Source organism: Endozoicomonas sp. ALC020, assembly GCF_049275935.1.
GTDB lineage: Bacteria > Pseudomonadota > Gammaproteobacteria > Pseudomonadales > Endozoicomonadaceae > Endozoicomonas_A.
In genome coordinates this window covers 5,434,601-5,459,804 of sequence record NZ_CP184830.1, presented here as the reverse complement: position 1 = coordinate 5,459,804, position 25,204 = coordinate 5,434,601, and the positions used below count along the sequence as shown (strand labels likewise).

At 47.6% G+C, this 25,204-nt stretch carries 22 protein-coding genes; 10 read left to right on the top strand and 12 right to left on the bottom strand.

What is annotated here, in order from left to right:
* Positions 1-191: 191 nt before the first annotated feature.
* Positions 192-1,013, top strand: a complete 822-nt coding sequence (gene ppsR, locus ACOJUO_RS19950) for a posphoenolpyruvate synthetase regulatory kinase/phosphorylase PpsR (protein ID WP_422133678.1) — start codon at positions 192-194, stop codon at positions 1,011-1,013.
* A gap of 26 nt (positions 1,014-1,039) precedes the next feature.
* On the opposite strand, the gene prpF is transcribed toward ppsR, so the two are convergent.
* From prpF to ACOJUO_RS19925, 5 genes are read right to left on the bottom strand one after another with little or no spacing between them, the layout of a single operon-like run.
* Positions 1,040-2,230: a 2-methylaconitate cis-trans isomerase PrpF gene (prpF, locus tag ACOJUO_RS19945; RefSeq protein ID WP_422137919.1), complete on the bottom strand. Its 1,191-nt coding sequence runs from the start codon at positions 2,228-2,230 to the stop codon at positions 1,040-1,042.
* 2 nt (positions 2,231-2,232) lie between these two features.
* On the bottom strand, positions 2,233-4,833 hold the full coding sequence (acnD, locus tag ACOJUO_RS19940) for a Fe/S-dependent 2-methylisocitrate dehydratase AcnD (protein WP_422137918.1): 2,601 nt from the start codon (positions 4,831-4,833) through the stop codon (positions 2,233-2,235).
* Positions 4,834-4,851: 18 nt separating this feature from the next.
* A complete protein-coding gene (gene prpC, locus ACOJUO_RS19935; RefSeq protein ID WP_422137917.1) occupies positions 4,852-5,994 on the bottom strand; it encodes a bifunctional 2-methylcitrate synthase/citrate synthase in 1,143 nt (380 codons plus the stop codon).
* A 38-nt stretch (positions 5,995-6,032) separates the two neighbouring features.
* On the bottom strand, positions 6,033-6,872 hold the full coding sequence (locus ACOJUO_RS19930; RefSeq protein WP_422133674.1) for an isocitrate lyase/PEP mutase family protein: 840 nt from the start codon (positions 6,870-6,872) through the stop codon (positions 6,033-6,035).
* Between the two features lie 50 nt (positions 6,873-6,922).
* The gene (locus ACOJUO_RS19925) at positions 6,923-7,624 is read right to left on the bottom strand and encodes a GntR family transcriptional regulator (RefSeq protein ID WP_422133673.1); all 702 of its coding nucleotides are present in this window, start codon (positions 7,622-7,624) and stop codon (positions 6,923-6,925) included.
* A 256-nt stretch (positions 7,625-7,880) separates the two neighbouring features.
* On the opposite strand from ACOJUO_RS19925, the gene pabB reads away from it, so the two are divergent.
* Both pabB and ACOJUO_RS19915 read left to right on the top strand, forming a co-directional pair.
* Entirely contained in the window at positions 7,881-9,281 is a 1,401-nt protein-coding gene (gene pabB, locus ACOJUO_RS19920) for an aminodeoxychorismate synthase component I (protein WP_422133672.1), read from the top strand.
* A 72-nt stretch (positions 9,282-9,353) separates the two neighbouring features.
* The gene (locus ACOJUO_RS19915) at positions 9,354-9,635 is read left to right on the top strand and encodes a hypothetical protein (RefSeq protein WP_422133671.1); all 282 of its coding nucleotides are present in this window, start codon (positions 9,354-9,356) and stop codon (positions 9,633-9,635) included.
* Between the two features lie 29 nt (positions 9,636-9,664).
* Here ACOJUO_RS19915 and cysB read toward each other — a convergent pair whose 3' ends face one another.
* Entirely contained in the window at positions 9,665-10,639 is a 975-nt protein-coding gene (gene cysB, locus ACOJUO_RS19910) for an HTH-type transcriptional regulator CysB (protein ID WP_422133670.1), read from the bottom strand.
* Between the two features lie 197 nt (positions 10,640-10,836).
* Between cysB and ACOJUO_RS19905 the strand changes: the two genes are divergently transcribed.
* Positions 10,837-11,607, top strand: a complete 771-nt coding sequence (locus ACOJUO_RS19905; protein WP_422133669.1) for a sulfite exporter TauE/SafE family protein — start codon at positions 10,837-10,839, stop codon at positions 11,605-11,607.
* A 196-nt stretch (positions 11,608-11,803) separates the two neighbouring features.
* A complete protein-coding gene (locus tag ACOJUO_RS19900) occupies positions 11,804-12,880 on the top strand; it encodes a 3-deoxy-7-phosphoheptulonate synthase (RefSeq protein ID WP_422137916.1) in 1,077 nt (358 codons plus the stop codon).
* 43 nt (positions 12,881-12,923) lie between these two features.
* Here ACOJUO_RS19900 and ACOJUO_RS19895 read toward each other — a convergent pair whose 3' ends face one another.
* Together ACOJUO_RS19895 and greB are read right to left on the bottom strand one after the other, a co-directional pair.
* The gene (locus tag ACOJUO_RS19895) at positions 12,924-13,388 is read right to left on the bottom strand and encodes a hypothetical protein (protein ID WP_422137915.1); all 465 of its coding nucleotides are present in this window, start codon (positions 13,386-13,388) and stop codon (positions 12,924-12,926) included.
* A 105-nt stretch (positions 13,389-13,493) separates the two neighbouring features.
* Positions 13,494-13,973, bottom strand: a complete 480-nt coding sequence (gene greB, locus ACOJUO_RS19890; RefSeq protein WP_422137914.1) for a transcription elongation factor GreB — start codon at positions 13,971-13,973, stop codon at positions 13,494-13,496.
* A 562-nt stretch (positions 13,974-14,535) separates the two neighbouring features.
* On the opposite strand from greB, the gene ACOJUO_RS19885 reads away from it, so the two are divergent.
* Both ACOJUO_RS19885 and ACOJUO_RS19880 read left to right on the top strand, forming a co-directional pair.
* Entirely contained in the window at positions 14,536-14,724 is a 189-nt protein-coding gene (locus ACOJUO_RS19885) for a hypothetical protein (protein WP_422137913.1), read from the top strand.
* 34 nt (positions 14,725-14,758) lie between these two features.
* On the top strand, positions 14,759-15,070 hold the full coding sequence (locus tag ACOJUO_RS19880) for a hypothetical protein (RefSeq protein ID WP_422133665.1): 312 nt from the start codon (positions 14,759-14,761) through the stop codon (positions 15,068-15,070).
* Positions 15,071-15,337: 267 nt separating this feature from the next.
* Here the strand turns inward: ACOJUO_RS19880 and nfuA are convergent, their stop codons facing one another.
* The gene (nfuA, locus tag ACOJUO_RS19875) at positions 15,338-15,919 is read right to left on the bottom strand and encodes a Fe-S biogenesis protein NfuA (RefSeq protein ID WP_422133664.1); all 582 of its coding nucleotides are present in this window, start codon (positions 15,917-15,919) and stop codon (positions 15,338-15,340) included.
* A 325-nt stretch (positions 15,920-16,244) separates the two neighbouring features.
* Here nfuA and ACOJUO_RS19870 point away from each other — a divergent pair, with 325 nt between their 5' ends.
* Positions 16,245-17,444, top strand: coding sequence for a multidrug effflux MFS transporter (locus tag ACOJUO_RS19870; RefSeq protein WP_422133663.1), 1,200 nt, complete (start codon positions 16,245-16,247; stop codon positions 17,442-17,444).
* 78 nt (positions 17,445-17,522) lie between these two features.
* Here ACOJUO_RS19870 and ACOJUO_RS19865 read toward each other — a convergent pair whose 3' ends face one another.
* The 3 genes from ACOJUO_RS19865 to ACOJUO_RS19855 form a co-directional block, all read right to left on the bottom strand.
* Complete coding sequence (locus tag ACOJUO_RS19865) at positions 17,523-18,515, bottom strand: MBL fold metallo-hydrolase (RefSeq protein ID WP_422133662.1); 993 nt, start codon at positions 18,513-18,515, stop codon at positions 17,523-17,525.
* Positions 18,516-18,534: 19 nt separating this feature from the next.
* The gene (locus tag ACOJUO_RS19860) at positions 18,535-18,735 is read right to left on the bottom strand and encodes a hypothetical protein (RefSeq protein ID WP_422133661.1); all 201 of its coding nucleotides are present in this window, start codon (positions 18,733-18,735) and stop codon (positions 18,535-18,537) included.
* Positions 18,736-18,892: 157 nt separating this feature from the next.
* Positions 18,893-19,015, bottom strand: coding sequence for a hypothetical protein (locus ACOJUO_RS19855; RefSeq protein WP_422137912.1), 123 nt, complete (start codon positions 19,013-19,015; stop codon positions 18,893-18,895).
* Positions 19,016-19,793: 778 nt separating this feature from the next.
* On the opposite strand from ACOJUO_RS19855, the gene metH reads away from it, so the two are divergent.
* Positions 19,794-23,501 (top strand): methionine synthase, encoded by a 3,708-nt coding sequence (gene metH / locus ACOJUO_RS19850; RefSeq protein WP_422133660.1) that lies wholly within the window; start codon positions 19,794-19,796, stop codon positions 23,499-23,501.
* Positions 23,502-23,738: 237 nt separating this feature from the next.
* On the top strand, positions 23,739-25,070 hold the full coding sequence (locus tag ACOJUO_RS19845; protein ID WP_422133659.1) for an MATE family efflux transporter: 1,332 nt from the start codon (positions 23,739-23,741) through the stop codon (positions 25,068-25,070).
* Positions 25,071-25,204: the final 134 nt, after the last annotated feature.

The window sequence follows — 25,204 nt, the reverse complement described above, 5'->3', positions numbered from 1 at the left end:
CTCTTTTCTATCTGCTTATGGCTGTTTCGGTTAGCCAGGCGTGCTTGTATGCTTATGGCCAACTCTTGGCTTTTTTGTACAAAAGACAAACGTCTGTTATACCAGATTCAGTCCAGCCTATCGCTTCCGTGTTACGGTAGGTACACTATGTTAGATTTTGTTATAAAATGAAATACCTTGAAGGAAAAAAAGTGAAAAGAACGGCAATTTTCGTCTCAGATGGCACAGGAATCACTGCAGAGTCGTTCGGACAGAGTCTCCTCGCGCAGTTTGAAGGCTATGAGTTTCAACATGTTACCTTCCCTTATATAGATTCCACTGTAAAAACCATTCAGCTGATTGAAAAGATTCACAGCATTCACAAAGTAGAACAGATAAGACCTGTCGTCTTCATGACAGTTCTGAATGAAGACGTCAGTCGCATACTCCACACCAGTGGTGCTTATATAATAGACCTCTTCGAAACTTTTCTGCCGGGTCTTGAGCATGAGTTCGGCCAACACCCCCTCTATAGAACGGGCAAAAAACGTTCCACAACTCACAGCCACATTTACCACCGACGTATAGAAGCTGTTCAGTTCGCTCTTGATAATGATGACGGTGCAAAAACAAGAAATTATGACAAGGCAGATATTATTCTGCTGGGGGCCTCCAGAAGTGGTAAAACCCCGTCCTGCATTTACCTGGGCCTGCAGTTTGGCATATTCGCAGCGAACTATCCGATCACAGAAGAAGACCTGGATGAACCGCTCAGGCTCCCCAAACCCTTGCAGCCACATAGGGACAAATTGTTTGGCCTGACGATTCATCCCGGTCGTCTGGCTGGTATTCGCCACGAAAGACGGCCAAACTCACGCTATTCATCCAGCCAGCAATGTCAGTTTGAAATCCATACGATTGAGCAGATTTATCGCAAGGAACGTATTCCCTACATCAACAGTACTGATTACTCTGTTGAAGAAATTTCTACTCGTATTATGGATCTTGCTCACCTCAAACGACGGCTGAAGTAACATTCGATGGAGTTTTGATTGTCAAATTAAAAAGAATCCCCGGGGACTCTTACCCAGCCTTCCATCAGAACCCGGGCACTGCGGCTCATAATAGCTTTTTTCGCTGTCCAGTCTCCCTTTTCCAGGGCAGCTTCCGCGCCAACTCGCAAGACGCCAGAAGGGTGCCCGAAACGAACCGTATTGCGTTCACCACCACCTGCAGCCAGGTTTACCAATGTTCCGGGAATAGCGGCTGCAGTGGCGATGGCTACTGCGGCAGTTCCCATCATGGCGTGGTGAAGCTTGCCCATGGATAAGGCTCTCACCAATAGATCAATATCATCCATTTTGATCTCTTTACCACTGGATGTGGTATATGGGGCAGGCCTGGCGACAAAAGCAACCTTGGGAGTGTGCTGACGTTTTGCAGCTCCATCTACATGGTCAATGAGCCCCATCCGGACAGCACCATGAGCACGAATGGTTTCAAAACGTGCCACTGCCTCTTCATCACCATTGATGGCTTCCTGCAACTCGACTCCGGAGTAACCCAGCTCTTGCGCATTCAGGAAAATGGTTGGAATACCCGCATTAATCAACGTAGCTTTCAGCGTCCCACTCTCTATAACATGAGAGGGAACTTCCAGATCATCAATTAGGTTACCCGTTGGGAACATAACGCCATCGCCGTCGGCTGGATCAAGAAACTCCAACTGAATTTCTGCCGCCGGAAAGGTCACACCATCCAGCTCAAAGTCCCCAGTCTCCTGAACCTCCCCATTGATGACAGGCACATGGGCAACAATGGTCTTTTTGATGTTGGACTGCCAGATGCGCACCATGGAAACACCATTCTCCGGAACACGGCGGGGATCAACCAGACCTCTACTGATGGCAAAAGCACCGACAGCACCAGTCAGGTTGCCACAGTTGCCACTCCAGTCTATGAAAGGCTTATCAATGGAAACTTGGCCGAACAGGTAATCCACATCGTGATCTGGCTGACGGCTTTTAGAAAGAATGACAATTTTACTGGTACTCGAAGTAGCCCCGCCCATTCCATCAGTGTGCTTTTCATAAGGATCGGGACTGCCAATCACCCGCAGCAACAGGTTATCCCGGACTTCGCCGGGAATCTGCGCCCGCTCAGGGAGGTCCTCCAGAGTGAAGAAGACTCCTTTACTGGTGCCACCCCGAATATAACTGGCTGGTATCCTGATCTGAGGCACATGCGACATTCTTATTTGCCCTCCAGAAAGTCTTTGGCAAATCGCTGTAGTACACCACCAGCAGCGTATACAGAAACTTCTTCTTGTGTATCAAGGCGACAGGTCACAGTTACTTCCAAGGTTTCACCATTGGCACGATGAATCAGCAGCGTCAGATTCGCTCGTGGAGCAGGCTCACCCAGAACATCATAAGTTTCAGTACCGTCCAGACCCAGAGTTTTACGGGTAGTGCCATCCTTGAATTCAAGTGGCAGAACCCCCATACCCACCAGGTTGGTCCTGTGGATACGTTCAAAACCTTCAGCCACAATAGCTTCAACGCCGGCAAGACGAACCCCTTTCGCAGCCCAGTCACGGGACGACCCCTGGCCATAGTCGGCACCCGCAACAATAACCAGTGGTTGCTTGCGATTCATGTAGGTTTCAATCGCTTCCCACATACGGGTTTCTTTACCTTCAGGCTCAATACGGGCAAGGGAACCCTGTTTCACCGCGCCTCTGTCATCCAGACACATTTCGTTGAGCAGTTTCGGATTAGCAAAGGTCGCTCGCTGCGCGGTCAAATGGTCACCACGGTGTGTGGCATAGGAGTTGTAATCTTCTTCAGGCAATCCCATTTTCGCCAGATATTCACCAGCCGCAGAACTCGCCAGAATGGCATTCGATGGTGACAGGTGATCGGTAGTAATGTTGTCACCCAAAAGTGCCAGAGGACGCATACCCTTCAGTGTTCGCTCACCAGTCAGCGCTCCTTCCCAGTAAGGAGGGCGACGGATATAAGTACTCATTGGACGCCAGTCGTAAAGCGGACTACTGGCTTCTTCTACCCTATCCAGATCAAACATAGGGATGTAAACTTCGTTAAACTGCTCTGGTTTCACATTTTCAGCAACGATCGCATCAATATCTTCATCACTTGGCCAGATGTCTTTCAGAGTGACGACATTGCCGTATTTATCTGTCCCGAGTGCATCTTTTTCTATATCAAAACGAACAGTACCGGCAATGGCATATGCCACTACCAGAGGCGGAGAAGCCAGAAAGGCCTGCTTTGCATAGGGGTGGATACGGCCGTCAAAGTTTCGGTTACCAGATAATACCGCTGTAGAGTAGAGGTCGCGATCAATCAATTCTTTCTGGATGTCCGGGTCCAGGGCACCACTCATACCGTTACAGGTCGTACAGGCATAAGCGACAATTCCAAAACCCAGTTTCTCAAGCTCAGGCAATAAACCAGACGCTTCAAGATAGAGTCTGGCAACTTTGGAGCCTGGCGCAAAAGAGGATTTAACCCAGTGCTTGCGCACCAGACCCAGTTCATTCGCCTTTTTGGCAACAAGGCCCGCAGCCACAACATTGCGAGGGTTGCTGGTATTAGTACAGCTGGTGATCGCAGCAATGATCACTGCACCATCGGGCAGAAGACCGGCTTTTTCTTCGGCCTGAGCTTTGTCCAGATTTACAGCAATGCCACGCTTTGCCAGCTCAGAGGTGGGCAGACGACGATGAGGGTTTGATGGCCCCGCCATATTACGAACAACAGTGGACAGGTCAAACCTGAGTACACGCTCATATTCAGCAGTTTTCAAATCATCAGCCCAGAGCCCGGTTGTCCTGGCATAATTTTCAACCAGCGTCACCTGCTCCGGCTCACGCCCTGTAAGCTTTAGATAGTCGATGGTTTGCTCATCAATGTAAAACATGCTCGCAGAAGCACCAAACTCCGGTGTCATATTGGAAATAGTGGCACGGTCACCAATAGTCAGATCCGCAGCACCTTCACCAAAGAACTCGAGGTAAGAAGAAACAACACGCTCATTACGCAGGAACTCTGTTATGGCCAGAACAATATCGGTTGCGGTAATACCGGGCTGGCGCTTGCCTGATAGCTCAACACCAATAATCTCTGGAAGACGCATCATGGAAGGACGCCCGAGCATAACCGTTTCAGCTTCCAGCCCACCAACACCCATTGCAATAACACCCAAAGCATCAACATGAGGCGTATGGCTGTCTGTACCCACACAGGTGTCCGGATAAGCGACACCATCACGGGCCTGAATCACCGGAGACATTTTCTCCAGATTAATCTGGTGCATGATGCCGTTACCCGCCGGGATAACATCAACATTTTTAAAAGCCGTTTTGGTCCACTCAATAAAATGAAAGCGATCCTCATTACGACGATCTTCAATGGCACGGTTCTTTTCAAAAGCTTGCGGATCATAGCCTCCGAACTCTACAGCAAGAGAGTGGTCAACAATCAACTGCGTGGGAACAACCGGATTAACCTCGGCAGGATCACCTCCCTGTTCGGCAATCGCATCACGCAGGCCAGCCAGATCAACCAGAGCCGTCTGGCCGAGAATGTCATGACACACGACACGGGCTGGATACCAGGGAAAATCAAGCTCACGCTTACGTTCTATGATTTGCTTCAGGGCGTCCGTCAGGGTTTCGGGGTCACAGCGACGAACGAGCTGCTCAGCCAGAACCCGGGAAGTATATGGCAAAGTTGCGTAGGCACCAGACTGGATCGCTTCGACGGCTGCACGAGTATCAAAATAATCCAGCTGAGTTCCCCGTAATGGTTTGCGATAGGCAATGTTCATAACTTCAGGCCTTCTGTTTTATAAACGGTCTTCGATCGCAACCCACTCGGCAGTTTCCGGACCTGTGTAGTCAGCAGAAGGACGGATAATACGATTATTGGCACGTTGCTCCATAACGTGTGCCGTCCAGCCAGAAACACGTGAACAAACAAAGATTGGTGTAAACAGCTTGGTTGGAATACCCATAAAGTGATAAGCAGAAGCGTGAAAGAAGTCAGCGTTACAGAACAATTTCTTCTCGCGCCACATGACCGCTTCAACACGCTCGGAAACAGTATACAAGTACTCATCGCCAACCTGCTGAGACAATTTTCTGGACCACTCTTTAATAATGGCGTTACGAGGGTCAGACTCACGGTAAATTGCATGGCCAAAGCCCATAATCTTATCCTTACGAGCCAGCATGGTCATGATGCTTCGTTCTGCCTCATCGGCAGAGCGCCAGTTCTCTATCATAGCCATGGCAGCTTCGTTCGCACCGCCATGCAGAGGTCCACGCAAAGAACCAATCGCAGCCGTTACACAGCTGTGAACGTCAGAAAGTGTGGAAGCACAGACACGGCCGGTGAAGGTGGAAGCATTAAATTCATGCTCGGCGTACAGGATCAGGGAAGCGTGCATTACCTTTACGTGCAGAGGTTCTGGCTTGCTGTCATGCAAAGTCCACAGGAACTGTTCAGCAATGGAATCAGCTTCGGTATCTACATTAATACGAATGCCTTTATGACTGTAGTTGTACCAATAATTGATCATGCCTGGGAAGATGGCCAGCATACGATCGATGTGATCCAGTTGTTCGGAGAAACTATGCTCAGTCTCCAGATTACCCAACACTGAACAACCGGTTCGCATAACGTCCATTGGGTGCGCACCCGCAGGAACCTGCTCTAATACCACCTTCAGGGCATCAGGCAGTGAACGCATCCCTTTCAGACGGGTTTTATAGGCTTCCAGCTCGGACTGATTGGGCAGCTTGCCGTAAAGCAGCAGATAAGCCACTTCTTCAAACTGAGCCTTGTCAGCCAGTTCCTTGATATCATAACCGCGATAAGTCAGACCTGAACCAGTTTTACCAACGGTGCAGAGTGCAGTTTCACCAGCAGACTGACCACGCAGGCCAGCACCACCGGGCTTCTTAATGGAAAGCGTCTTTTCTGCCACGATCGTTCTCCGTTCTTCTTATTGAATAGGTGTCATCACTAAGGATTCAGAAATTCTTCGGTCTTAACCAGTCGCTCACGTTCCTGAAACGTCATCATGCCATTGGCAATGGCACCGCTGTTGCCGTCACGCTTAATGACTTCAAGCACTTCACGCATAGCAGTCACTGCAGCTCTCTGCAGATCGGAAGGAATGATGATCAGTTGATAGCCCATTGCTTTAAGATCTTCTGTAGGTACCAGCGGTGTCTTGCCACTGTAGAACATATTGATCAGTTTCGGGCCAGGTGCCTGTCTCGCGATCTCTTCTATCTGCTTAATAGTCTGGGGAGCTTCGACGAACAACATATCTGCTCCCGCATCAACATAGGCCTTAACCCGTTCGATTGCATCGTCAAAGCCGGTTACCGCAATAGCATCCGTTCGCGCTATGACAGTGACATTACCGGCGTATTTGGCAGCAATGGAAACTTTCCTGCACATTTCTTCACTGGACACCAGAGACTTGCCATCCAGATGCCCGCAACGCTTTGGAAATTCCTGATCTTCCAGGTGAAAGCCACACACTCCGGCGCTTCTGAAAAGTTCTACGGTGCGTCTGACATTTACTTCGTTACCGAAACCGGTATCCGCATCGGCAATCACGGGAAGTGAAGTGGCTTCACAGATTTGACGGACACGTTCGACCACTTCAGTCAAGGTCAGCAGACCAATATCGGGAACACCTGTGCTTCGAGCTATAGCACCACCACTTCCATACAGTGCAGAAAAGCCCGCTTCTTCACCCAGACGAGCAGAGATACCATCGTATACACCAGGCGCGGTAACAATGCCCTCTTTAGCGATCAGTCGACCAAGGGCGTTGTTTTTATCACTCATTTCACGTCCTCTATTTATCCAGAAAAAATATTTCGCCCCTGGGGCAAAGGTTATTTCATTCGTTCATGCTGGTGATTGGAGTCAATGAATTGTTCAATTTCTTTTCTGGCCCGGACAATATGACGGCGCATCAACATTTCGGCCAACTCACCATCACGGTCTTTCAGAGCCCTGAAGATCATCTGATGCTCAGTCAACGCTTCTTCAGGACGAGCAGGACGACCTGAAGTTTTTCGGTACATTTGAATCAGATGATAGAGCTCATCACAGAGCGAACGTATCAGCCTCTGATTGCAGGAACCATGGATCACACGGTAATGAAAATCCAGATCACCCTCCTGATCAATGTATGACTGGCCACTGTGCTCATTAATATGGCTGGCATGTGTTTCAAGCAGGAATTCGAGATCCAGCAGTTGTTGATCGGACATATGGATTGCTGCCAATCGAGCCGCCATGCCCTCAAGCGCTTCCCGAACGGCAAAAATTTCTGACAACTCATTCTGGCTAAGAGTGACTACCCTGGCACCCACATGAGGAGCACGAACAACGAGACCGGCAGCTTCAAGTTTCAAGAGCGCTTCTCGAAGAGGACCACGCCCGACACCGTACTTTCTTGAAAGCTCTGGCTCTGAGATTCTGCTGCCCTGACTTAAACGACCCGAAGTAATATCTCCGATCAGCAGGCCCATCACCTCTTGCGACTGAGTCCCAACACGAACCGGGCCCTTGTTTGCGAACTTTTCTGGCATAAGAATTGTTTACAATATTCTTTTTTTAAGCCATTTATACATTAGTAATGCTTCAAAATACAGATTATTGTTAACAATCTGAAAATTGGCAAAAATTTTTGCAAGATATATTGCTTTCAACTGAATTAAGACTAATTTCTTAGAACCTGACCGGCCTTTGAAAACAGTAATCCTGAACAATAAAACACCAGAAAAGTCCGTAGCGCCAACAATACTCTGAAGGTAAAATGCGCCTCTGATCTGACCCGGGATTTTTATGCCTTTTATGAAAGAGCTATTCATCGTTGAACTGGACTACCTGAGTGACTCCAGCCCTTATTTCGAGCCTTTTATCAAGCAACCCTGGGCATGTTATCTGGACAGCTGCTCTTCCTCATCCTTGAAAGAGCAGCACAATCGCTATGACATCATCACTGCTGATCCCTGGGCCGTCGTCACTGTAGACAGCCACTACCGCATAAAGACCATCAATCGTCTATCCGGTGAAAGTCGGGTTGAGAGCGATCGGTCCCCTTTCAAGATTCTGGATAATTTACTCGCAACCATGTCGGAAGTAGAACACTCTGAATTACCCTTCACGGGTGGCGCCATGGGATTTTGGGGCTACGAGCTTTGCGGTTTGAGTGAGCCGGAAAGGATTCAGTTTCGACAGCTGGAAACGCCTTTAATGAGCGTAGGTCTTTATCATTGGGCCATTATTTCCGACCACCATCAACAAAAAACCGTCTTTTTCAGTCACCCTGATATGCCAGAGAGTAACCGGGAAAGTATTCTTGCTCTCATCCATAACAAAGCAGGCCTCGAGGATTCATCGCCATTTCAGTTGCAGGAAAAATTTTCTACTACCATCAGCGAATCAGAGTATGAATCCGCCTTCAATAAAGTTCAGGACTACATACTTGCAGGTGATACCTATGAAGTAAATCTGACACAGGAATTTACCAGTCGATTCAATGGCGATTGCTGGCAGGCATACAAACATCTCAGGAAAGTGAGTCCAGCGCCCTATTCTGCTTACCTGTCTCATCTCGATGTCACTGTTCTGAGTCACTCGCCAGAACGTTTTATAAAAGTGACTGATTCCAAGGTAGAAACTCACCCCATAAAAGGTACAAGACCCAGAGGTGAAACACCTGAAGAAGATCTTACCCATGCTGAAGAATTATTGGCTAGCGAAAAAGATCGCTCTGAGAATCTGATGATTGTTGACCTGTTGAGAAACGATCTCGGTAAAGTCTGCAAGCCCGGAAGCATAAACGTTCCCAGACTGTTTGAGCTGGAAAGTTATGCTAATGTTCATCACCTGGTCAGCACCGTGACCGGTGAACTGAGTCAGGAACACAGCATTCTCGAACTGATGGAAGGTGCCTTCCCGGGTGGTTCAGTCACCGGCGCCCCAAAAATCAGGTCCATGGAAATCATTCGTGAACTTGAAGCTGTCGCCAGAAACGTATACTGCGGCGCTATTGGCTATATCAGCTGTAACAACAAGATGGACACCAGCATTACCATCAGGACTCTGGTTGCTCATAATCAAAAGCTTCGCTGCTGGGGTGGAGGTGCCATTGTTGCAGATTCAGACTGTCACCAGGAATATCAGGAATCCATAACCAAGGTAAAAAACCTGATGACAGCTCTCGAAACTTTCTTTGAATAAATAACCACGAGCGAAGAAAAAACAACGTTTTCATAATAAAATAAACCGCAAACCAGCCACAGGAGTCTCTTGATGAAAATCACCATGGTCAAAAAAATAATGGCGGACGGTAGCCCCTGCAAAAAATGCAGTGAAGTTCTGGAGCGACTACAAAGCTCCGGTCACCTTGAAAAAATTGACCAGGTACTGATTGCCAAGGAAGGTGAAACTTCGAGCGAGGGTGCACTTCTGGCCGATCACTACCAGGTAGACAAGGCCCCGTTTTTTGTCGTTGAGGAAGACGGTCAGGAACCGAGAGTCTACACCGTTTACTTCAAGCTGGTGAAGGAAGTGCTGAATCGGCAGGCTGCGTAATGCAGCCGCCACTTCAAAGGAAATAAAAGTCAGTGATCGGGTAGCTGAACACCAGAGAACAGTTCATCTACCTCGGCTTTGTTATGTCTTGAAATCGCTTCCTGCACAACCTCTTTCGTCAAATGTGGCGCAAAATGCTGGATGAAGTCATACATAAATCCGCGCAGGAAGGTCCCTCTTCTGAAACCAATCTTGGTGACACTGGGTTCAAACAGGTGATCCGCATTCAGGGGAACCAGGTCGGAATCCAGCTCTGGGTCATAGGCCATCTTCGCAACAATCCCCACACCCAGCTTTAATCTTACATAGGTTTTAATGACATCAGCATCGGTTGCCGTGAAGACAACTCTGGGCGACAAGCCTTCATTCATAAAAGCCTCATCCAGCTTGGAACGACCTGTAAAACCAAATACATAAGTCACCAAAGGATGTCGGGCAACATCCTGAAGTGTCAGTTCAGATATTTGTGCCAGCGGATGATCTTTCGGGACAAGCACACAGCGATTCCAGCGATAGCAGGGCATCATCACCAGATCGTTAAAGAGTTCGAGCGCTTCGGTCGCAATGGCAAAATCGACAACACCGTCAGCGGCCATCTCGGCAATCTGGATCGGAGCACCCTGATGCATGTGCAGGGACACATCTGGATACTGGGAAATAAAGTTATTGATGATGTCAGGCAGCGCGTAACGTGCCTGGGTATGAGTCGTAGCAATGGACAGGGAGCCTTTACGTTCATCACTGAACTCTTGTGCCACCTGTTTGATGCTTTCGACTTTTCTTAGAATTTCACCCGCAGTTTCTATAATTTTTTCACCAGCCGGGGTGATTCGGGTCAGATGTTTACCGCTGCGGGCAAACACCTCAACACCCAGTTCATCTTCAAGCAGACGAATCTGTTTGCTGATACCAGGTTGCGAGGTATATAAACTCTGCGCTGTGGCGGATACATTGAGATCATGGTGAGCGACCTCCCAGATATAGCGCAGTTGTTGCAGCTTCATTGATGGCCTCCGGTCGAGCTAACGTCTACCCATAGCGTGAAAAAATACAAGCACTCTTAGTTCATAGCGGCATAAGAGAATATCATTTAATTACTTCCAAGAATACAAGCCGGTCGCTACAGTTACCAGTGAATCATGCAGCTTTAATCATGATTTCAAACATCGCCTGAGCTACTTATAACTTTAGACCATATTTTATGGACACATTGCTCTACATTTCAGCGGGTGCCAGCGTGGGCTTTGCCGTTGGCTTAACCGGCATAGGAGGCGGGTCACTGATGACTCCGCTACTCCTTTTATTTGGATTTCCGGCTCACATAGCAATAGGTACAGACCTGTTGTATGCCGCCCTGACCAAAGTCAGTGGCGTCTGGGTTCATCATCGACAAAATAGTGTTAACTGGCGACTCGTCAAACTACTGTGTATGGGAAGTATCCCAGCGACTGTGGCTACTATATTCCTGTTGAAATATCTTTTCACTGGAAGCGATCATTATAGCCCGATACTTACTACCTGCCTTGGCTTTATGCTTACCTTAACAGCACTGGTGCTTATATTTAGCAACAAATTGAAAAAAATGCAGTTTTACAACAGAAAAGTGCTGTCTGGAAACAGACTGAAGTACTTTACCGTATTTATGGGGATGGTCCTGGGCGTTCTGGTCACCCTGTCATCTGTAGGAGCCGGGGCACTGGGAACAGCAATTCTCTTACTGATATACCCTGCACTGGTTTCTGTAAGAGTAGTCGGCACTGAATTGGCACATGCAGTACCACTAACCCTCGTTGCCGGGATAGGTCATACCTTGCTGGGCAATGTTGATTTTAACCTTCTGGGAGCGCTGATGATTGGTTCACTCCCAGCCATTTATCTGGGCACTAAAGTTGGCAAATACATGCCAGAGAACATAATGCGTATGATTCTGGCTACTATTCTGCTGGTGCTGGGTATTCGTTACCTAATGTAAACCAGCAAGATTTCACAATAGTAGCAACGACTTAAATTAAGCAAAATTATTATTCACAGGGTTGTAGCAGCCACAGTTCTTGATTAGAGTGAATCACCGTCGCTGAACTCTGCAAGCCCGACTTATACATACCCGGGCGAGCAATCTAAGGCGCAAACCCGGAAGGGAGTAATAATCAAAGTTGAGAGCGCAACAAATGGCCGCATTACCGATTGAAAACCTGAACATTGAATCTCAGGACTTACTGATCACTCCAGAGCAGCTGAAAAAGGAAATTCCCCTGAGCGAAGCAGCTGAGCGAACCGTTTCCGAAGGCCGTGAAGTTATTCGCAATATTCTCGATGGCAAGGATCATCGTCTTTTTGTTGTGGTAGGCCCCTGCTCTATCCATGATGTTGATGCGGCCATGGATTATGCCGGACGTCTAAAGAAACTGGCAGATGAGCTTAGCGACACTCTCTATCTGGTCATGCGCGTCTATTTCGAAAAGCCACGCACCACTGTTGGCTGGAAAGGTCTGATTAACGACCCACACCTCAATGACACCTTCAAGATTGAAGAAGGTCTGCACACTGGCCGTCGCCTGCTGATGGATGTTGCCGAGCTTGGTATGCCTTCTGCCACCGAAGCTCTGGATCCTATCTCCCCACAATACCTGCAGGATCTGGTATCCTGGTCTGCTATTGGTGCCCGGACCACTGAATCCCAGACCCACCGTGAAATGGCCAGTGGTTTGTCTTCGGCTGTGGGTTTCAAAAACGGTACCGATGGTGGCTTGGAAGTAGCGATCAACGCTCTGAACTCAGTATCCAATCCTCATCGTTTCCTGGGTATTGATGGCTATGGACAGGTAGCTGTCACGCGTACCAAGGGGAACCAATATGGTCACATTGTTCTGCGCGGTGGTAACGGCAAGCCCAACTATGACTCTGTCAGCATAACTCTTTGCGAGCAGGAGCTTGAGAATGCCGGCATCAAGCCAAACGTTATGGTTGATTGCTCTCACGCTAACTCTAACAAAGACCCGGCGCTTCAGCCTTTGGTCATGGAAAACGTGACTAATCAGATTATCGAAGGCAACAAATCTGTTGTGGGCCTCATGATAGAAAGCAACATTGGCTGGGGTGCCCAGAAAGTGCCTGCAAACCTTGAAGACTTGAAATACGGTGTATCGATTACCGATGCCTGCATTGACTGGGAAACTACAGAGAAAAGCCTGCGTGATATGAGGGAGAAGTTAAAAAACCTACTTCCTGCAAGAATTGCAGAATAATTAACAGTCTGACACGGTCAGTTTATGACTGTGTCAGCATCCTTTAAAACAAATCGAATTGATGTCCTTGTGTGACCTCTTTAGTTCTAAGTATATCTATCTCTTCTGTCAGACCAGATAATAGGTCCATTTGTGATTCTGGCACTTCCACACAAACTTCATCGGGAAAACTGGAAGAAATCAACCGCTTTTTTGGCATATTACTGATTCTTCTAGCCAGGATAGCAGCACAAATCGGGCAAACTTCCGGCAGCAAGTGATTGGTCAGCACTTTATAGTGGTGCGCACCGTGTAACACTTCTGTACACAGTGTGCGGTCCGCGCGAGATTCAATATCAAGGTTGGCTTCTACCAAGTGTGTACACTGGGAGCCGCAAGATTGGATGATCTTGGCAACGAAGAAATTTGACAGTATGACTTGCTTATACCGTTTCACAGGTTCTTTATTTACTGGAAAAACCAGAAACACTACGAAAAAGGGCACATTATGATATACGTTTATGGCCAACTGTCATACACCCTAAAACCAACATAGGTAAAAATACAGCAAAAGGCTCTGCGCTTTTGTTATGAACTCTGGTTACAAGATCCAGGACCGAAATTGTCATCAAAGTCAATGGAAAGGCTTGTATTGTATCTTGTTGATAAACCAGATTTTGTTTCCCTCCGGCGTCCTGACCAGTACTTCATCGTCAACCTGCTTACCGATTAAAGCCCTGGCCATGGGTGAATCAACGGTTATGTGCCCTCGCTTGACGTCAATTTCATCAGACCCCACAATCCGGCATTGGAGCACTTCTCCTTCCTCATTCTCGACTTCCACCCAGGCACCAAAAAAAGCCTTGCCCTCCTGCTCAGGTGCATAATCCACCACTTTGATAACATCAAGCCGCCTGGTGAGAAAGCGAATTCTTCGATCAATTTCTCTCAGCAGTCTTTTCCCTTCCTTATACTCTGCATTCTCACTTCGGTCACCCAACGCTGCAGCTTCAGAAACTGCCTGAGTCACTTTCGGTCTCTTATGCCGCCAGAGGTCATGCAGCTCTTTTTCAAGCTTGTCTTTGCCTGCCTGTGTAATGAGATTCGACTTCATTTAATGCCAATCCAGTGAAATCCAGTTTTTTTATAGAAAAAAATGAGTTAACCCAACATCCTAATCAAAGATAGAAATCAATCAAGGCACTGTTTTAGCAATATCATCCAGCACAGTCATTTTATTTACATTTTCATCTATGGTGTGAATATTGATCAATCAAGGACGATTACCATGAAAGCCCTTCCTACACCCGGTCTAGCCCAACCAACCAATAAATTACCCACACTGGAAAAACAATATAAAGAAAGTTGGTTCTACGCATTTTTGCGAAATATCAAACTTGAAGAAGCTGCACCAAAAAAAAGGAACACAGGATACAGGAGCCAGCTATTTACCAAGCCTTGTTGAGGCAGATGGAAAAACATTCAAAGCCTATTCGGGATCACCCGCAGCACTGGTCTGCCCTAAGGCCTGAGAGTCCTTAAAACCATTTACAGACAAAATAAAACCCGTTTTGTAATGTCTGGTTTACATCCATAGCAAAAGTTTTGCCCACGGCTGTGTCAGTAAAGAATGTATTGTTGAAGATAATAACCAGATTAGATTCGATGGTTTTGACATGGCAACCGAACATCAGGACAGTGCTGCACTTCATGATAAATCCATGATGAACCGGGTAAAATACTTTTCTGAAACGATCTTTAACGTTCCTCATCCAGAACTTTTGCCACCAGAAGCTTTCTCCCACGAAAAGGTTATGAGACAGCTGGTGATATCTCGGCGCTGGGTGTCACTATGGCTTCTATGAGACAGCTGGTGATATCTCGGCGCTGGGTGTCACTATGGCTTCTATGGCTCATTGTATTGCTCCTGGAGAGTGCCAGAGCATTACTGATGGACACATAGTTGAGACCCTGCAAAACACCGGTAAGCTGAAGACTTCCAGAAAGGCCATCGTTGATTATGCCGAAACATTAAAAGATGCCTGTAATAAAACATTGGAAAGAGAGACTCGATCCGGGCATCGTTTCATGATTTTAGAACTCTTGCCTAAGCTACTGGAAGCCAATCCAGAGAAGAGATATACAGCCGGGCAAGCTCTGAACCATCGTTGTTTCAAAGAGGAATTAGACAACCCCATTACTGTCAGATAATTGCTTGATTGCCATACCCTCCCAGACAAATGTGGACTGATTAACACTCAGTCCCTCTTTTTTTTATATGAGTTTCAAAGTTCGAACGAAGCCTCACTTCAATTAATAGCAATAAATATGATTGTATATTGTACATACATAGAAAAATGATGCTGATTCGCTATTTCTACCATTTTCCAGCGCAAAAAAAACCGGTTTATGGAAAGAATGGACTCGCTTATAGGAGTGCCATTAGTCTATAAACCGGCTCTTAAGACAGACAGCCTTTTACTTGAAGTAGGCATTCTCGGTAATGCTGTGATCTGTCACATCCCTGACGCCTTTCAACTCAGGAATTCGTTCAATCAGAGTTTTCTCGACACCGTCTTTCAAAGTCAGATCTACTGCACTGCAGCCCTGGCAACCACCACCAAACTGCAAAACAGCAACATCCTCATCAATCTCAACCAGAGAAACAACACCACCGTGAGAAGCCAGCCCCGGATTGATTTCGGTCTGTAGGAAATAGTTGATTTTCTCGTCCAGTGGACTGTCTTCACTGACTTGGGGCAATTTGGCATTCGGCGCTTTGATAGTCAGCTGGCCACCCAGTTTATCTTCGGAGAAATCAACAACAGCGTCTTCCAGGTACTGTTCACTTTTTCCTTCTACATGGCAATTGAAGTATTCCAGCTCAAGAATCAGATCTCCTTCCTTTTCCTCTCCGGGTTTGCAGTAGGCAAGGCAGGTTTCAGCATAAGGAGTACCGGGCTGGGTAACGAACAGGCGCACCCCAATACCCTCCACATTCTGTTTCTCCAACAGGGTGGCAAGGTACTTTTGTGCTGCTTCCGCAAATGTAATCTTCAACTCAAGAACCCTCTCAACATTCTGTCGACATTCTATGCCATTCAGCGTTATGTTGAAATCCCCAGTGGGCTAGTCAGGTATTAAAGACTTGTGCTTCAACGATGGCAGGTTACACCCCATTGCTGTACTTGTCTCTTTAGTGCTTCGTGAGCCCCCAGTCTTATGTGAAATTATACGATTGTTACCCTGTTCAAAAGCCTGTACCCTTCGCGCTCTTTTTCCAGGTTAAAGGGGAATTTTGCCTAAAAATAAGGGCCAATTAATTCCTTCGAACCTTTCGAACTTATCCCTTCCAGCATAAATTTCAGTAGAACGAGTCGCAGCCATGAGCTCATTAGATATAGAAAAACACTCCACTACTGTCCTGATGATACTGACAGTGTTTGCCATTGTTGGTCCAGTCTCTATCGATATCTATTCACCTTCTCTCCCGGCTATAACAGAATATTTTGGCAGTAACAGTGCTACAACCCAGTGGAGTATCGGTATTTTTATGCTGGGTTTTTCGATATCGATGCTCATAGTGGGCCCACTGGCTGACCGCCTGGGTCGTAAAAAGACCCTGATGCTGGGTTATACCCTCTACCTGCTTGCCACTGCTGCCACCCTGTTGACCAATCACATTGGTCTATTCATAGCTGCACGCTTTGCCCAGGCCGTATTTGGTTGCTTTGGTACTGCCGTTGCCCGAATTTTGGCCAAAGATTATTTCCGAGAGAAAATGGAAGTAAGGATGCTGTCCTATATCAGCGCCTGCCTGACACTGGTCCCTATGCTGGCTCCCATCGCAGGTGGATTTATTCAAGAATATGCAGGCTGGAAGTACAACATTCTGGCCATGGGCGCTATGGCCATTATTGCGATGATGAGCCTGCTATTTATCCCTGAAAAACATCAAATCCCCAGGCGCGTTGGCCACCCTATTCTCTCAGGCTATAAAGACGTATTAACTGACTGGCGCTATCTGCGGTTCACTATCGCTGCCGGCACAGCCTTCTCTGGCGCTTTTGTTTTTGTCGCCGGTGGTCCTTTTGTAATGATCAGCCAATTAGGCCTGGCTCCAAAATTTTATGGATTCCTTTTTGCGATAGCCATTGCGGGCTACCTTTTCAGTGCAACCTATGGCCCCAAATTGAATGACCGGTTAGGACGTGAGAAAAGCACTCGACTTGCCTGGATCACTCTGGCTGCAGGTGCAAACATTTCCTTTGCCACTGCCTGGTGGAGTCATGGCAGCTCTATTCCGGGTTATATGTTTGGTATGGTTGTCTTTGAGCTGGGACTGGGTCTCTTTATGCCCCTATGCCAGGCCAGAGCCACCGAACATATGATTAACAATGCAGGCACCGCTGCCGGACTGATCTTCTTCATAGAAATGCTACTGGCTACAATAGTCAGTGGTTTGGTGGGTTCACTGCCACAAATGGGAACAGTGACGCTTGCCAGTGTAACTCTGGTTGCCACCCTGGTTGCTGGGTTTTGCCTTCAAAACAATAGCCACGACAATATTCAGGCTTCAGCATAAGCATCCCGATTTTCAAAACAGTAAAGGAGGAGCCGAGAGTCTTTAGCAATTCCGTCGCGAATGCCAGCTCCACCCTTGTCACAATAAATCATTAAATAAAGCAGTGATTTTTCCAGGCTTGATCACAATAAAATCGTTATCCGCAACATTCTGTTGTCGTTTGGCAAGCTGTAGATCTTCCGGCGGCTGCAACATCGGCTCGTTGGTGAGCATAAAGCTGCCCCAATGCATCGCCAGCGATAAGCGCGAGCCAACATCCTTATGAATGCGCACCGCCTCTTGTGGGTTAACGTGGATTTCTTTCATAAACCAGCGTGGTTCATAGGCCCCAATGGGCACCATGGCCATATCCATATAGCCAAAGTGATCACCAATAGCCTTAAAGTCTGAGCTGTAGCCAGTGTCTCCAGCAAAATAAAAGCGTTTACCCGGTTTCGCAAATACTGAAGGCGCTTCAAATACCCACCCACACCAGAGCGTTCGGTCAGGAAAGATGGAACGGCCACTAAAGTGTTGGCATGGCACTGCCGTGAACGTCCAGCCACGATGGGTATGCGATTCCCACCAATCCAGTTCAACCCAATTATCAATTCCCCGCCTGCTGAACCAATGGCCTAATCCGAGTGGCAACATAAATAACGGCGGGTTGTGTTTCTGCCTTTTCTGGATCGTCAACACAGATTGTCGATCCAGATGATCGAAGTGATCGTGGGAAATCAATATCACATCAACATGAGGTAGGGCATTAATATCTATCGCAGGAGGTGAATAACGCTTTGGCCCAGCCCACTGCACTGGCGATGCTCGTTCAGAAAAGTGAGGATCAGTAATAATATTCATGCCCTGATGACGAATCAAAAAAGTCGCATGACCAATCCAACTTGTCAGCGATTTATCCGAGTACTCAAAGACCGAATGATCATCTTCCACAATAGGAATCGAAACTTTTTCCGGTAATTTTTCAAATAACTTCCATTTTAAAATTTTCCATAACGAACGGTGATGCATTTGCATCTTGTCATTATTGCGAAAGCCACCGCTTGGGAGGTGATGTTTTTTAGAAAGGGTCACGGGTCTTCCTCATAATCAATCAGTCACATTGACGCAGTGCAGGCCCGCAAATAAATTTTGGTATCGCCGCACGGCCATAACTTTGTTTACTGACAATCTTTAACTCATCATCAAACACAAAATAATCCATACCCTCCCAGTGAAACGACCTACCAAAACGCAGCTTAATCAGTGAGGCAATAACCTTCTGGCTAAACGACATACCTGCCACTGGCAGCATATCATGCTGACCCTACAATCCAAAACTGGCTGTTTTATTGTCTTCATCAACCAACATACTTTTTTTCAATAAAGGTTAATTTTCCGTACATACCGCTAAACACTGATTTGATGGCGTTACGAACCTTCTGTTTACCTCGGGCAGTATGACCATTCATTTATCGGAATTCACACTCGTCAGCGAAATGCTCTGTAACCCGATCAAGACGCTGATTCGAAAACGCATCGTTGAAGGTGTTCAGTAAACTGCGTATATCATTCGCCATTTCTAAGTTGTCCATGCCATCCATTCAGCCCATAGGGTTTATCAAATACCACCCACCAGGTAAAGGTACTTGGCTGGCGCACGCGAAAGTGTTCACGGGTCACTTTGACAGGCTCAGGTTGGTATTCTCTACCCATTAAAATAACAGTAAAAAATGAGAAAAATATCATGAATAATGCAGTGATCACGGATAACTGCAATGGTGTTGGTTTCGCTGCGGCACAGCACTTCTGTAATGGGGATTATCGTGTGTTAGTGATTGCCATGACACCGAAAAAGCTGGGGTAGGGTCACGCCCTTTTATCAGGCAGGTGCAATGGGTAAACAATGATCGCTGATATTAAGCCTCAGCAATTTTACCCTTATTCAAGCTGCCACTGCAGGTATTAACAACAAATGCCCACAATTGAAGAACTGGCCCTGATGACGGATTCATGAGTGGCCATCCCCGGTCTTACCCGGAGGCGCAAAACCCGCGTCATTTATTCAACCAAAGTAAGCGAAAATTCACTATATTGGCACGATTTTAGGCTATTGACTGTTTAAGCTCGCCAATATTTTATTCGATCGTGGTATGGGATTGAACGTCGTTATGCCGACAACGGTATCATAGTCGACCTTGCATTTTACTTACTTTTTCTATGAATATGTGTGATTTGAAGTACACACTCTGTGGCGCATTTCTGATACCATCGCTCTCCTGAAAATACCTACAAGCAGCCGTGAACCGTCAAACTGAAACCTTGACGGCCTGTTTCATGGCAATAGAGAGAACTGGCCCGGAATCTGTACCCATGCCTAACAGTCAAGAAAGAGCACACTTTCCAAGAGCAAACCTTCTTAAAGAGCAATTGGAGAAACGGATTCTGATCCTTGACGGTGCCATGGGCACCATGATTCAAGGCTATAAGCTGGATGAAGAAGATTACCGTGGAGAACGTTTTGCTGATCACAGCTGTGACCTCAAGGGCAATAATGACCTTCTCTCTCTGACACGCCCTGAGATCATCAAGGAGATTTACCAGTCTTACCTGGATGCCGGAGCTGACATTCTGGAAACCAATACCTTTAACGCTACAACCATTGCCATGGCTGACTACGAGATGGAACATCTGGTCCCGGAGATCAACCGGGAGTCAGCCCGTATAGCCAGAGAAGTGGCTGATGTAGCCACTGCTCAAAACCCTGATAAGCCCCGTTTTGTAGCAGGGGTGCTAGGCCCAACGAACAGAACCGCTTCCATTTCGCCTGACGTCAACAACCCGGGCTATCGCAATACCAGCTTTGAAGCATTGGCTATGGCCTACAAAGAAGCAGCCCTTGCCCTGATAGAGGGGGGGTCCGATATTATTCTGATCGAAACCATTTTCGATACGCTCAATGCCAAAGCCGCTATCTTTGCTGTAAAAGAACTGTTCGACGAACTGGGCTATGAACTGCCCATCATGATTTCAGGCACCATTACCGATGCCTCTGGTCGTACCCTTTCCGGCCAGACCACAGAAGCTTTCTGGAACTCTATTCAACACGCCAATCCTATTTCTGTAGGCCTGAACTGTGCACTGGGTGCCAGTGAGCTGCGTCCGTACCTGGAAGAATTGTCCAACATTGCCAACACTTTTATCAGTGCACACCCTAATGCTGGCCTGCCTAATGCGTTTGGAGAGTACGATCAAACTCCGGATGAAATGGCAGACATTGTTGCCGAATTTGCTGAATCTGGCCTGGTGAACATTATTGGTGGTTGCTGCGGCAGTACTCCGGCTCATATCAAGGCAATTGCTGATAGAATGACGTCTATCGAAAGACGACAGATCCCAGAAATTCCTGTCGCCTGTCGGCTCAGCGGTCTTGAACCCTTCAATATTTTTGCAGACTCGCTGTTTGTCAACGTGGGTGAGCGTTGTAATGTAACCGGCTCTGCCCGCTTCAAACGCCTGATTATTGAAGAAGATTACGACACAGCTCTGGACGTTGCTCGTCAGCAGGTTGAAAACGGAGCCCAGGTCATCGACATCAACATGGATGAAGGGATGCTGGATGCCAAAAAGGCTATCACTACTTTCCTGAATCTGGTGGCCTCTGAGCCGGACATCTCCAAAGTGCCGGTCATGGTGGACTCATCTAAATGGGATGTCATCGAAGCCGGTCTGCAATGCATTCAGGGTAAAGGCATTGTTAACTCCATCAGCCTGAAAGAAGGCGAAGAGGCTTTCCGCCATCAGGCAAGGCTATGTCGTAATTACGGTGCTGCTGTTGTGGTGATGGCTTTTGACGAGACCGGTCAGGCTGACACCGAAGCCCGCAAAATAGAAATCTGTAAGCGTTCTTACGACATTCTGGTTAATGAAGTGGGCTTCCCGCCCCAGGACATTATTTTTGACCCGAATATCTTTGCTGTGGCTACCGGTATTGATGAGCACAACAATTATGCGGTGGACTTCATCAATGCGACTCGCTACATCAGGAAAAACCTCCCCCATGCCATGATCTCTGGCGGCGTTAGTAACGTTTCCTTCTCGTTCCGGGGTAACAACCCGGTCAGGGAAGCGATTCATGCTGTCTTCCTGTATCACGCCATCAAAGGTGGCCTGACTATGGGTATTGTCAATGCCGGACAGCTGGAAATTTACGAGGAAATCCCCAAAGAGCTGCGTGAACGGGTTGAAGATGTCATTCTCAACCGCAATAACGAAGCCACAGAAGCCTTGCTGGCCATTGCAGAGGACTATCGCGGTGGCGGCACCGGCCAGAAAAAAGTAGAAGATCTTTCCTGGCGTGAGCAGGATGTCAACAAGCGTCTTGAACATGCTCTCGTGAAAGGGATAACCACCTACATTGTTGAAGACACCGAAGAAGCTCGTCAACAGGCAGATCGCCCCATTCATGTCATCGAAGGTCCATTAATGGAGGGCATGAATGTAGTCGGCGATCTGTTTGGAGCCGGTAAAATGTTTCTACCCCAGGTCGTCAAAAGTGCCCGGGTTATGAAACAGGCCGTTGCCCACCTGATTCCTTTCATTGAAGAAGAGAAAGACGGCGACGTTCAGTCCAACGGCAAGATACTAATGGCTACCGTTAAAGGCGATGTACACGACATTGGCAAAAATATTGTTGGTGTTGTGCTGGCCTGTAATAACTTCGAGGTCATCGATCTTGGTGTTATGGTGCCCTGCGAAAAAATCCTGCAGGTAGCCAGAGAAGAAAACGTGGACATCATTGGCCTCAGCGGTTTGATCACACCGTCTCTCGACGAAATGGTGCATGTCGCCAGTGAGATGCAACGCCAGGACATCCACTTGCCCCTGTTAATCGGCGGTGCAACCACTTCCAGAGCTCATACAGCGGTTAAGATAGAGCCACAGTTTCAGAATGATATAGCGCTTTATGTGACCGATGCATCCCGCAGTGTCGGCATTGCGACTCGACTGATGAGTAAACAATTAAAACCGGCACTGATCGAGGAAACGCGTGCCGAGTACGAAAAAATTCGGGTACGCCACGAGAAGCGCAGTAATAAGCGACAACTACTGACTTATCAGGAAGCCGTTGATAATCGTTTTGATGCAGGCTGGAACAACTATCAACCTCCAGTTCCAACCTTCACAGGTGTAAAAGTCTTTGAAGATTACCCACTGGAAAAACTGGTGGATTACATCGACTGGACACCTTTTTTCATCACCTGGGATCTGGCGGGAAAATATCCGAATATTCTGGAAGATGAAATTGTCGGTGAAGCAGCCACCAACCTTTACAATGATGCCAGGGCCATGTTGAAAGATCTTGTTGAGAACAAGAAGATGGGTGCTCGTGCAGCTATTGGCTTCTGGCCGACGTTCCAGGTAAACAACGATGACCTTGAGGTTTATAGCGACGAAAGTCGCTCTGAAGTCAAAGTCATGCTTCATCATCTTCGTCAACAGAACCCGAGACCGGATGATAAGCCAAACTACTGCCTGTCAGACTTTGTGGCGCCAAAAGCCACTGGCCTGAAAGACTATGTGGGTGGTTTTATCACTACGGCGGGGATTGGTGCAGATGAATTGGCCAAAACCTATGAAGACAAGGGTGATGACTACAACAGTATCATGGTAAAAGCGCTTGCTGATCGTCTGGCAGAAGCCTTTGCCGAGCATATGCACGAAAAAGTTCGCAAGGAATTCTGGTGCTACGCTCCACATGAAGCCTTGAGTAATGAAGAACTGATTAAGGAAAAGTACACCGGCATCCGCCCTGCCCCCGGCTACCCAGCCTGTCCGGACCATACAGAAAAAACAGCACTGTTTGAGCTGCTCAATGGAGAGGTAAATACCGGAGTCAACCTGACAGAACACTTTGCCATGATGCCTGCTGCCAGTGTCAGTGGATGGTACTTCTCTCACCCGGAATCCAAATACTTTGGTCTGGGTAAGATCGCCAGGGACCAGCTCGCTTCTTACGCTGAGCGAAAAGGCATAAGTCTGGAAGAAGCCGAACGCTGGTTGCGCCCAAACCTTGAATAAGTCAGGGCTTATTGAATCAGGCAGGAATAGATCTCTGCTACCAAAGATCTGTTCCTGCCACTGAAATGTTTAATACATTGAACCGCTTTTCCAGCAAGTCTTCAGCACGGGAATATTCTCATTAGAACCCAGCCTGGGATCTCTGCTGCAAGATAAAAAGCATTCAGTTCTGGCGTGACACAGGCACTTCTAAACACATACAATCTAACAGAAACATCTAAAAAGCCTGAGGTTTGCTTGAAACAGCGCGTAACTACCATACTGAAATTGAGCACCCCTATCATCATAGCGATGCTGTCTCAAAGCCTCTTGAATCTTGTCGACGCTGCCCTGGTTGGGCCCTTGGGAAAAGAAGCACTTGCTGCGGTAGGTGCCGCCAGTTACGCAAACTTTGTCGCACTCTCCCTTGTTGCAGGACTCTCCGCCGGTGTACAAGCTCAGGTAGCTCGCAGATTAGGTGCTGGCCATAGCCTTCACTGTGCGACACCCGTCAACCATGGCATCATCATCGCACTATTCTTTGCCCTACCTGTCAGTCTCATCTTGATGGTGTTAGCCCCCTGGATATTGCAAATTTTTAACCAGGGTGAACTAGTGCATGACACTGCCGTTAGCTATTTTCGCATTCGCGTCATGTCTCTGACTGCCGCCGCTCTTTGCCTGTCTTTTAGAGGTTACTGGAATGGCACTGGCAGACCTTCAGGGTTTCTGCGCATTCTGGTCATCTCCCACCTCTTCAATGCGCTGGTAAGTTTCTGCCTTATCTACGGCATAGGTCCATTACCAGCAATGGGTGTGGCCGGTGCGGCGCTTGGCACTTTCCTGGCTATGTACCTCGCCGCCATGCTGAATATGTTCAGCCTTATGGGGATCGCCAGAGAACAGGGATTCATGGACTTCAGATTTTTAATAAAGCGTGACTTCAGGCAGACCATTCGACTGATTCGACTGGCTGTTCCGGACTCTCTGCAACAGTTGCTGTTCTCTTTTGGCTTTATGGTGCTGTTTGCTATCATTGCCCGGATGGGTACCGGTGAGCTGGCCGTAGCTCATGTTCTTATGAATATTTCCCTGCTATTAATTTTACCGGGTATGGGTATGGGTATGGCCGCTAATACTCTGGTGAGTCAGAGCCTGGGAGCCGGCAAACCCGATAAAGCCTGGCGCTGGGGCTGGGATATTGTCAAGGTGGCTGCCAGTGTGCTGCTGTTCCTGAGCCTTCCATTACTTATTGCTCCAGAGCTCCTGCTGAGCCTCTTTCTCCACCAGGAATCTCTTGTCGAAATGGGAAAAATTCCTCTTCAGCTGACCGGTATGAGCATCTTCCTTGATGCAGCCTCTCTGGTATTCACCCAAGCCCTTTTGGGTGCTGGTGCAAATCGCACTGTACTGGGCATAAGAGCCGCCGGACAGTGGTTAATCCTGCTGCCACTATGCTGGCTGGTTGGTCCTGTACTCGGGCTTGGACTGACTGCAGTCTGGCTGGTTCAGACGTTGCAGAGACTGATCAGCTCCATGGCTTTTGTCATGGTCTGGCAAACCCGCAAGTGGGAAAGAGTCACTGTTTAGCAGGTGAGTTGATAGCTTATGGTAGCTCTTTTCCCGCCATGACAGCATTCTGTCGTCATATCCACGCAATATACGAACAGGGCAACAGAATGTGTCATTCGAAAAAATAACAGAACGATAAGTTTGACACTCTA

Coding starts and splice junctions, on each gene's coding strand:
- prpF (WP_422137919.1), bottom strand. CDS start 2,230: ATGTCGCATGTGCCTCAGATCAGGATACCAGCCAGTTATATTCGGGGT.
- acnD (WP_422137918.1), bottom strand. CDS start 4,833: ATGAACATTGCCTATCGCAAACCATTACGGGGAACTCAGCTGGATTAT.
- ACOJUO_RS19930 (WP_422133674.1), bottom strand. CDS start 6,872: ATGAGTGATAAAAACAACGCCCTTGGTCGACTGATCGCTAAAGAGGGC.
- ACOJUO_RS19925 (WP_422133673.1), bottom strand. CDS start 7,624: ATGCCAGAAAAGTTCGCAAACAAGGGCCCGGTTCGTGTTGGGACTCAG.
- pabB (WP_422133672.1), top strand. CDS start 7,881: ATGCCTTTTATGAAAGAGCTATTCATCGTTGAACTGGACTACCTGAGT.
- ACOJUO_RS19915 (WP_422133671.1), top strand. CDS start 9,354: ATGAAAATCACCATGGTCAAAAAAATAATGGCGGACGGTAGCCCCTGC.
- cysB (WP_422133670.1), bottom strand. CDS start 10,639: ATGAAGCTGCAACAACTGCGCTATATCTGGGAGGTCGCTCACCATGAT.
- ACOJUO_RS19905 (WP_422133669.1), top strand. CDS start 10,837: ATGGACACATTGCTCTACATTTCAGCGGGTGCCAGCGTGGGCTTTGCC.
- ACOJUO_RS19900 (WP_422137916.1), top strand. CDS start 11,804: ATGGCCGCATTACCGATTGAAAACCTGAACATTGAATCTCAGGACTTA.
- greB (WP_422137914.1), bottom strand. CDS start 13,973: ATGAAGTCGAATCTCATTACACAGGCAGGCAAAGACAAGCTTGAAAAA.
- ACOJUO_RS19885 (WP_422137913.1), top strand. CDS start 14,536: ATGGCAACCGAACATCAGGACAGTGCTGCACTTCATGATAAATCCATG.
- ACOJUO_RS19880 (WP_422133665.1), top strand. CDS start 14,759: ATGGCTTCTATGGCTCATTGTATTGCTCCTGGAGAGTGCCAGAGCATT.
- ACOJUO_RS19870 (WP_422133663.1), top strand. CDS start 16,245: ATGAGCTCATTAGATATAGAAAAACACTCCACTACTGTCCTGATGATA.
- ACOJUO_RS19860 (WP_422133661.1), bottom strand. CDS start 18,735: ATGCTGCCAGTGGCAGGTATGTCGTTTAGCCAGAAGGTTATTGCCTCA.
- ACOJUO_RS19855 (WP_422137912.1), bottom strand. CDS start 19,015: ATGGACAACTTAGAAATGGCGAATGATATACGCAGTTTACTGAACACC.
- metH (WP_422133660.1), top strand. CDS start 19,794: ATGCCTAACAGTCAAGAAAGAGCACACTTTCCAAGAGCAAACCTTCTT.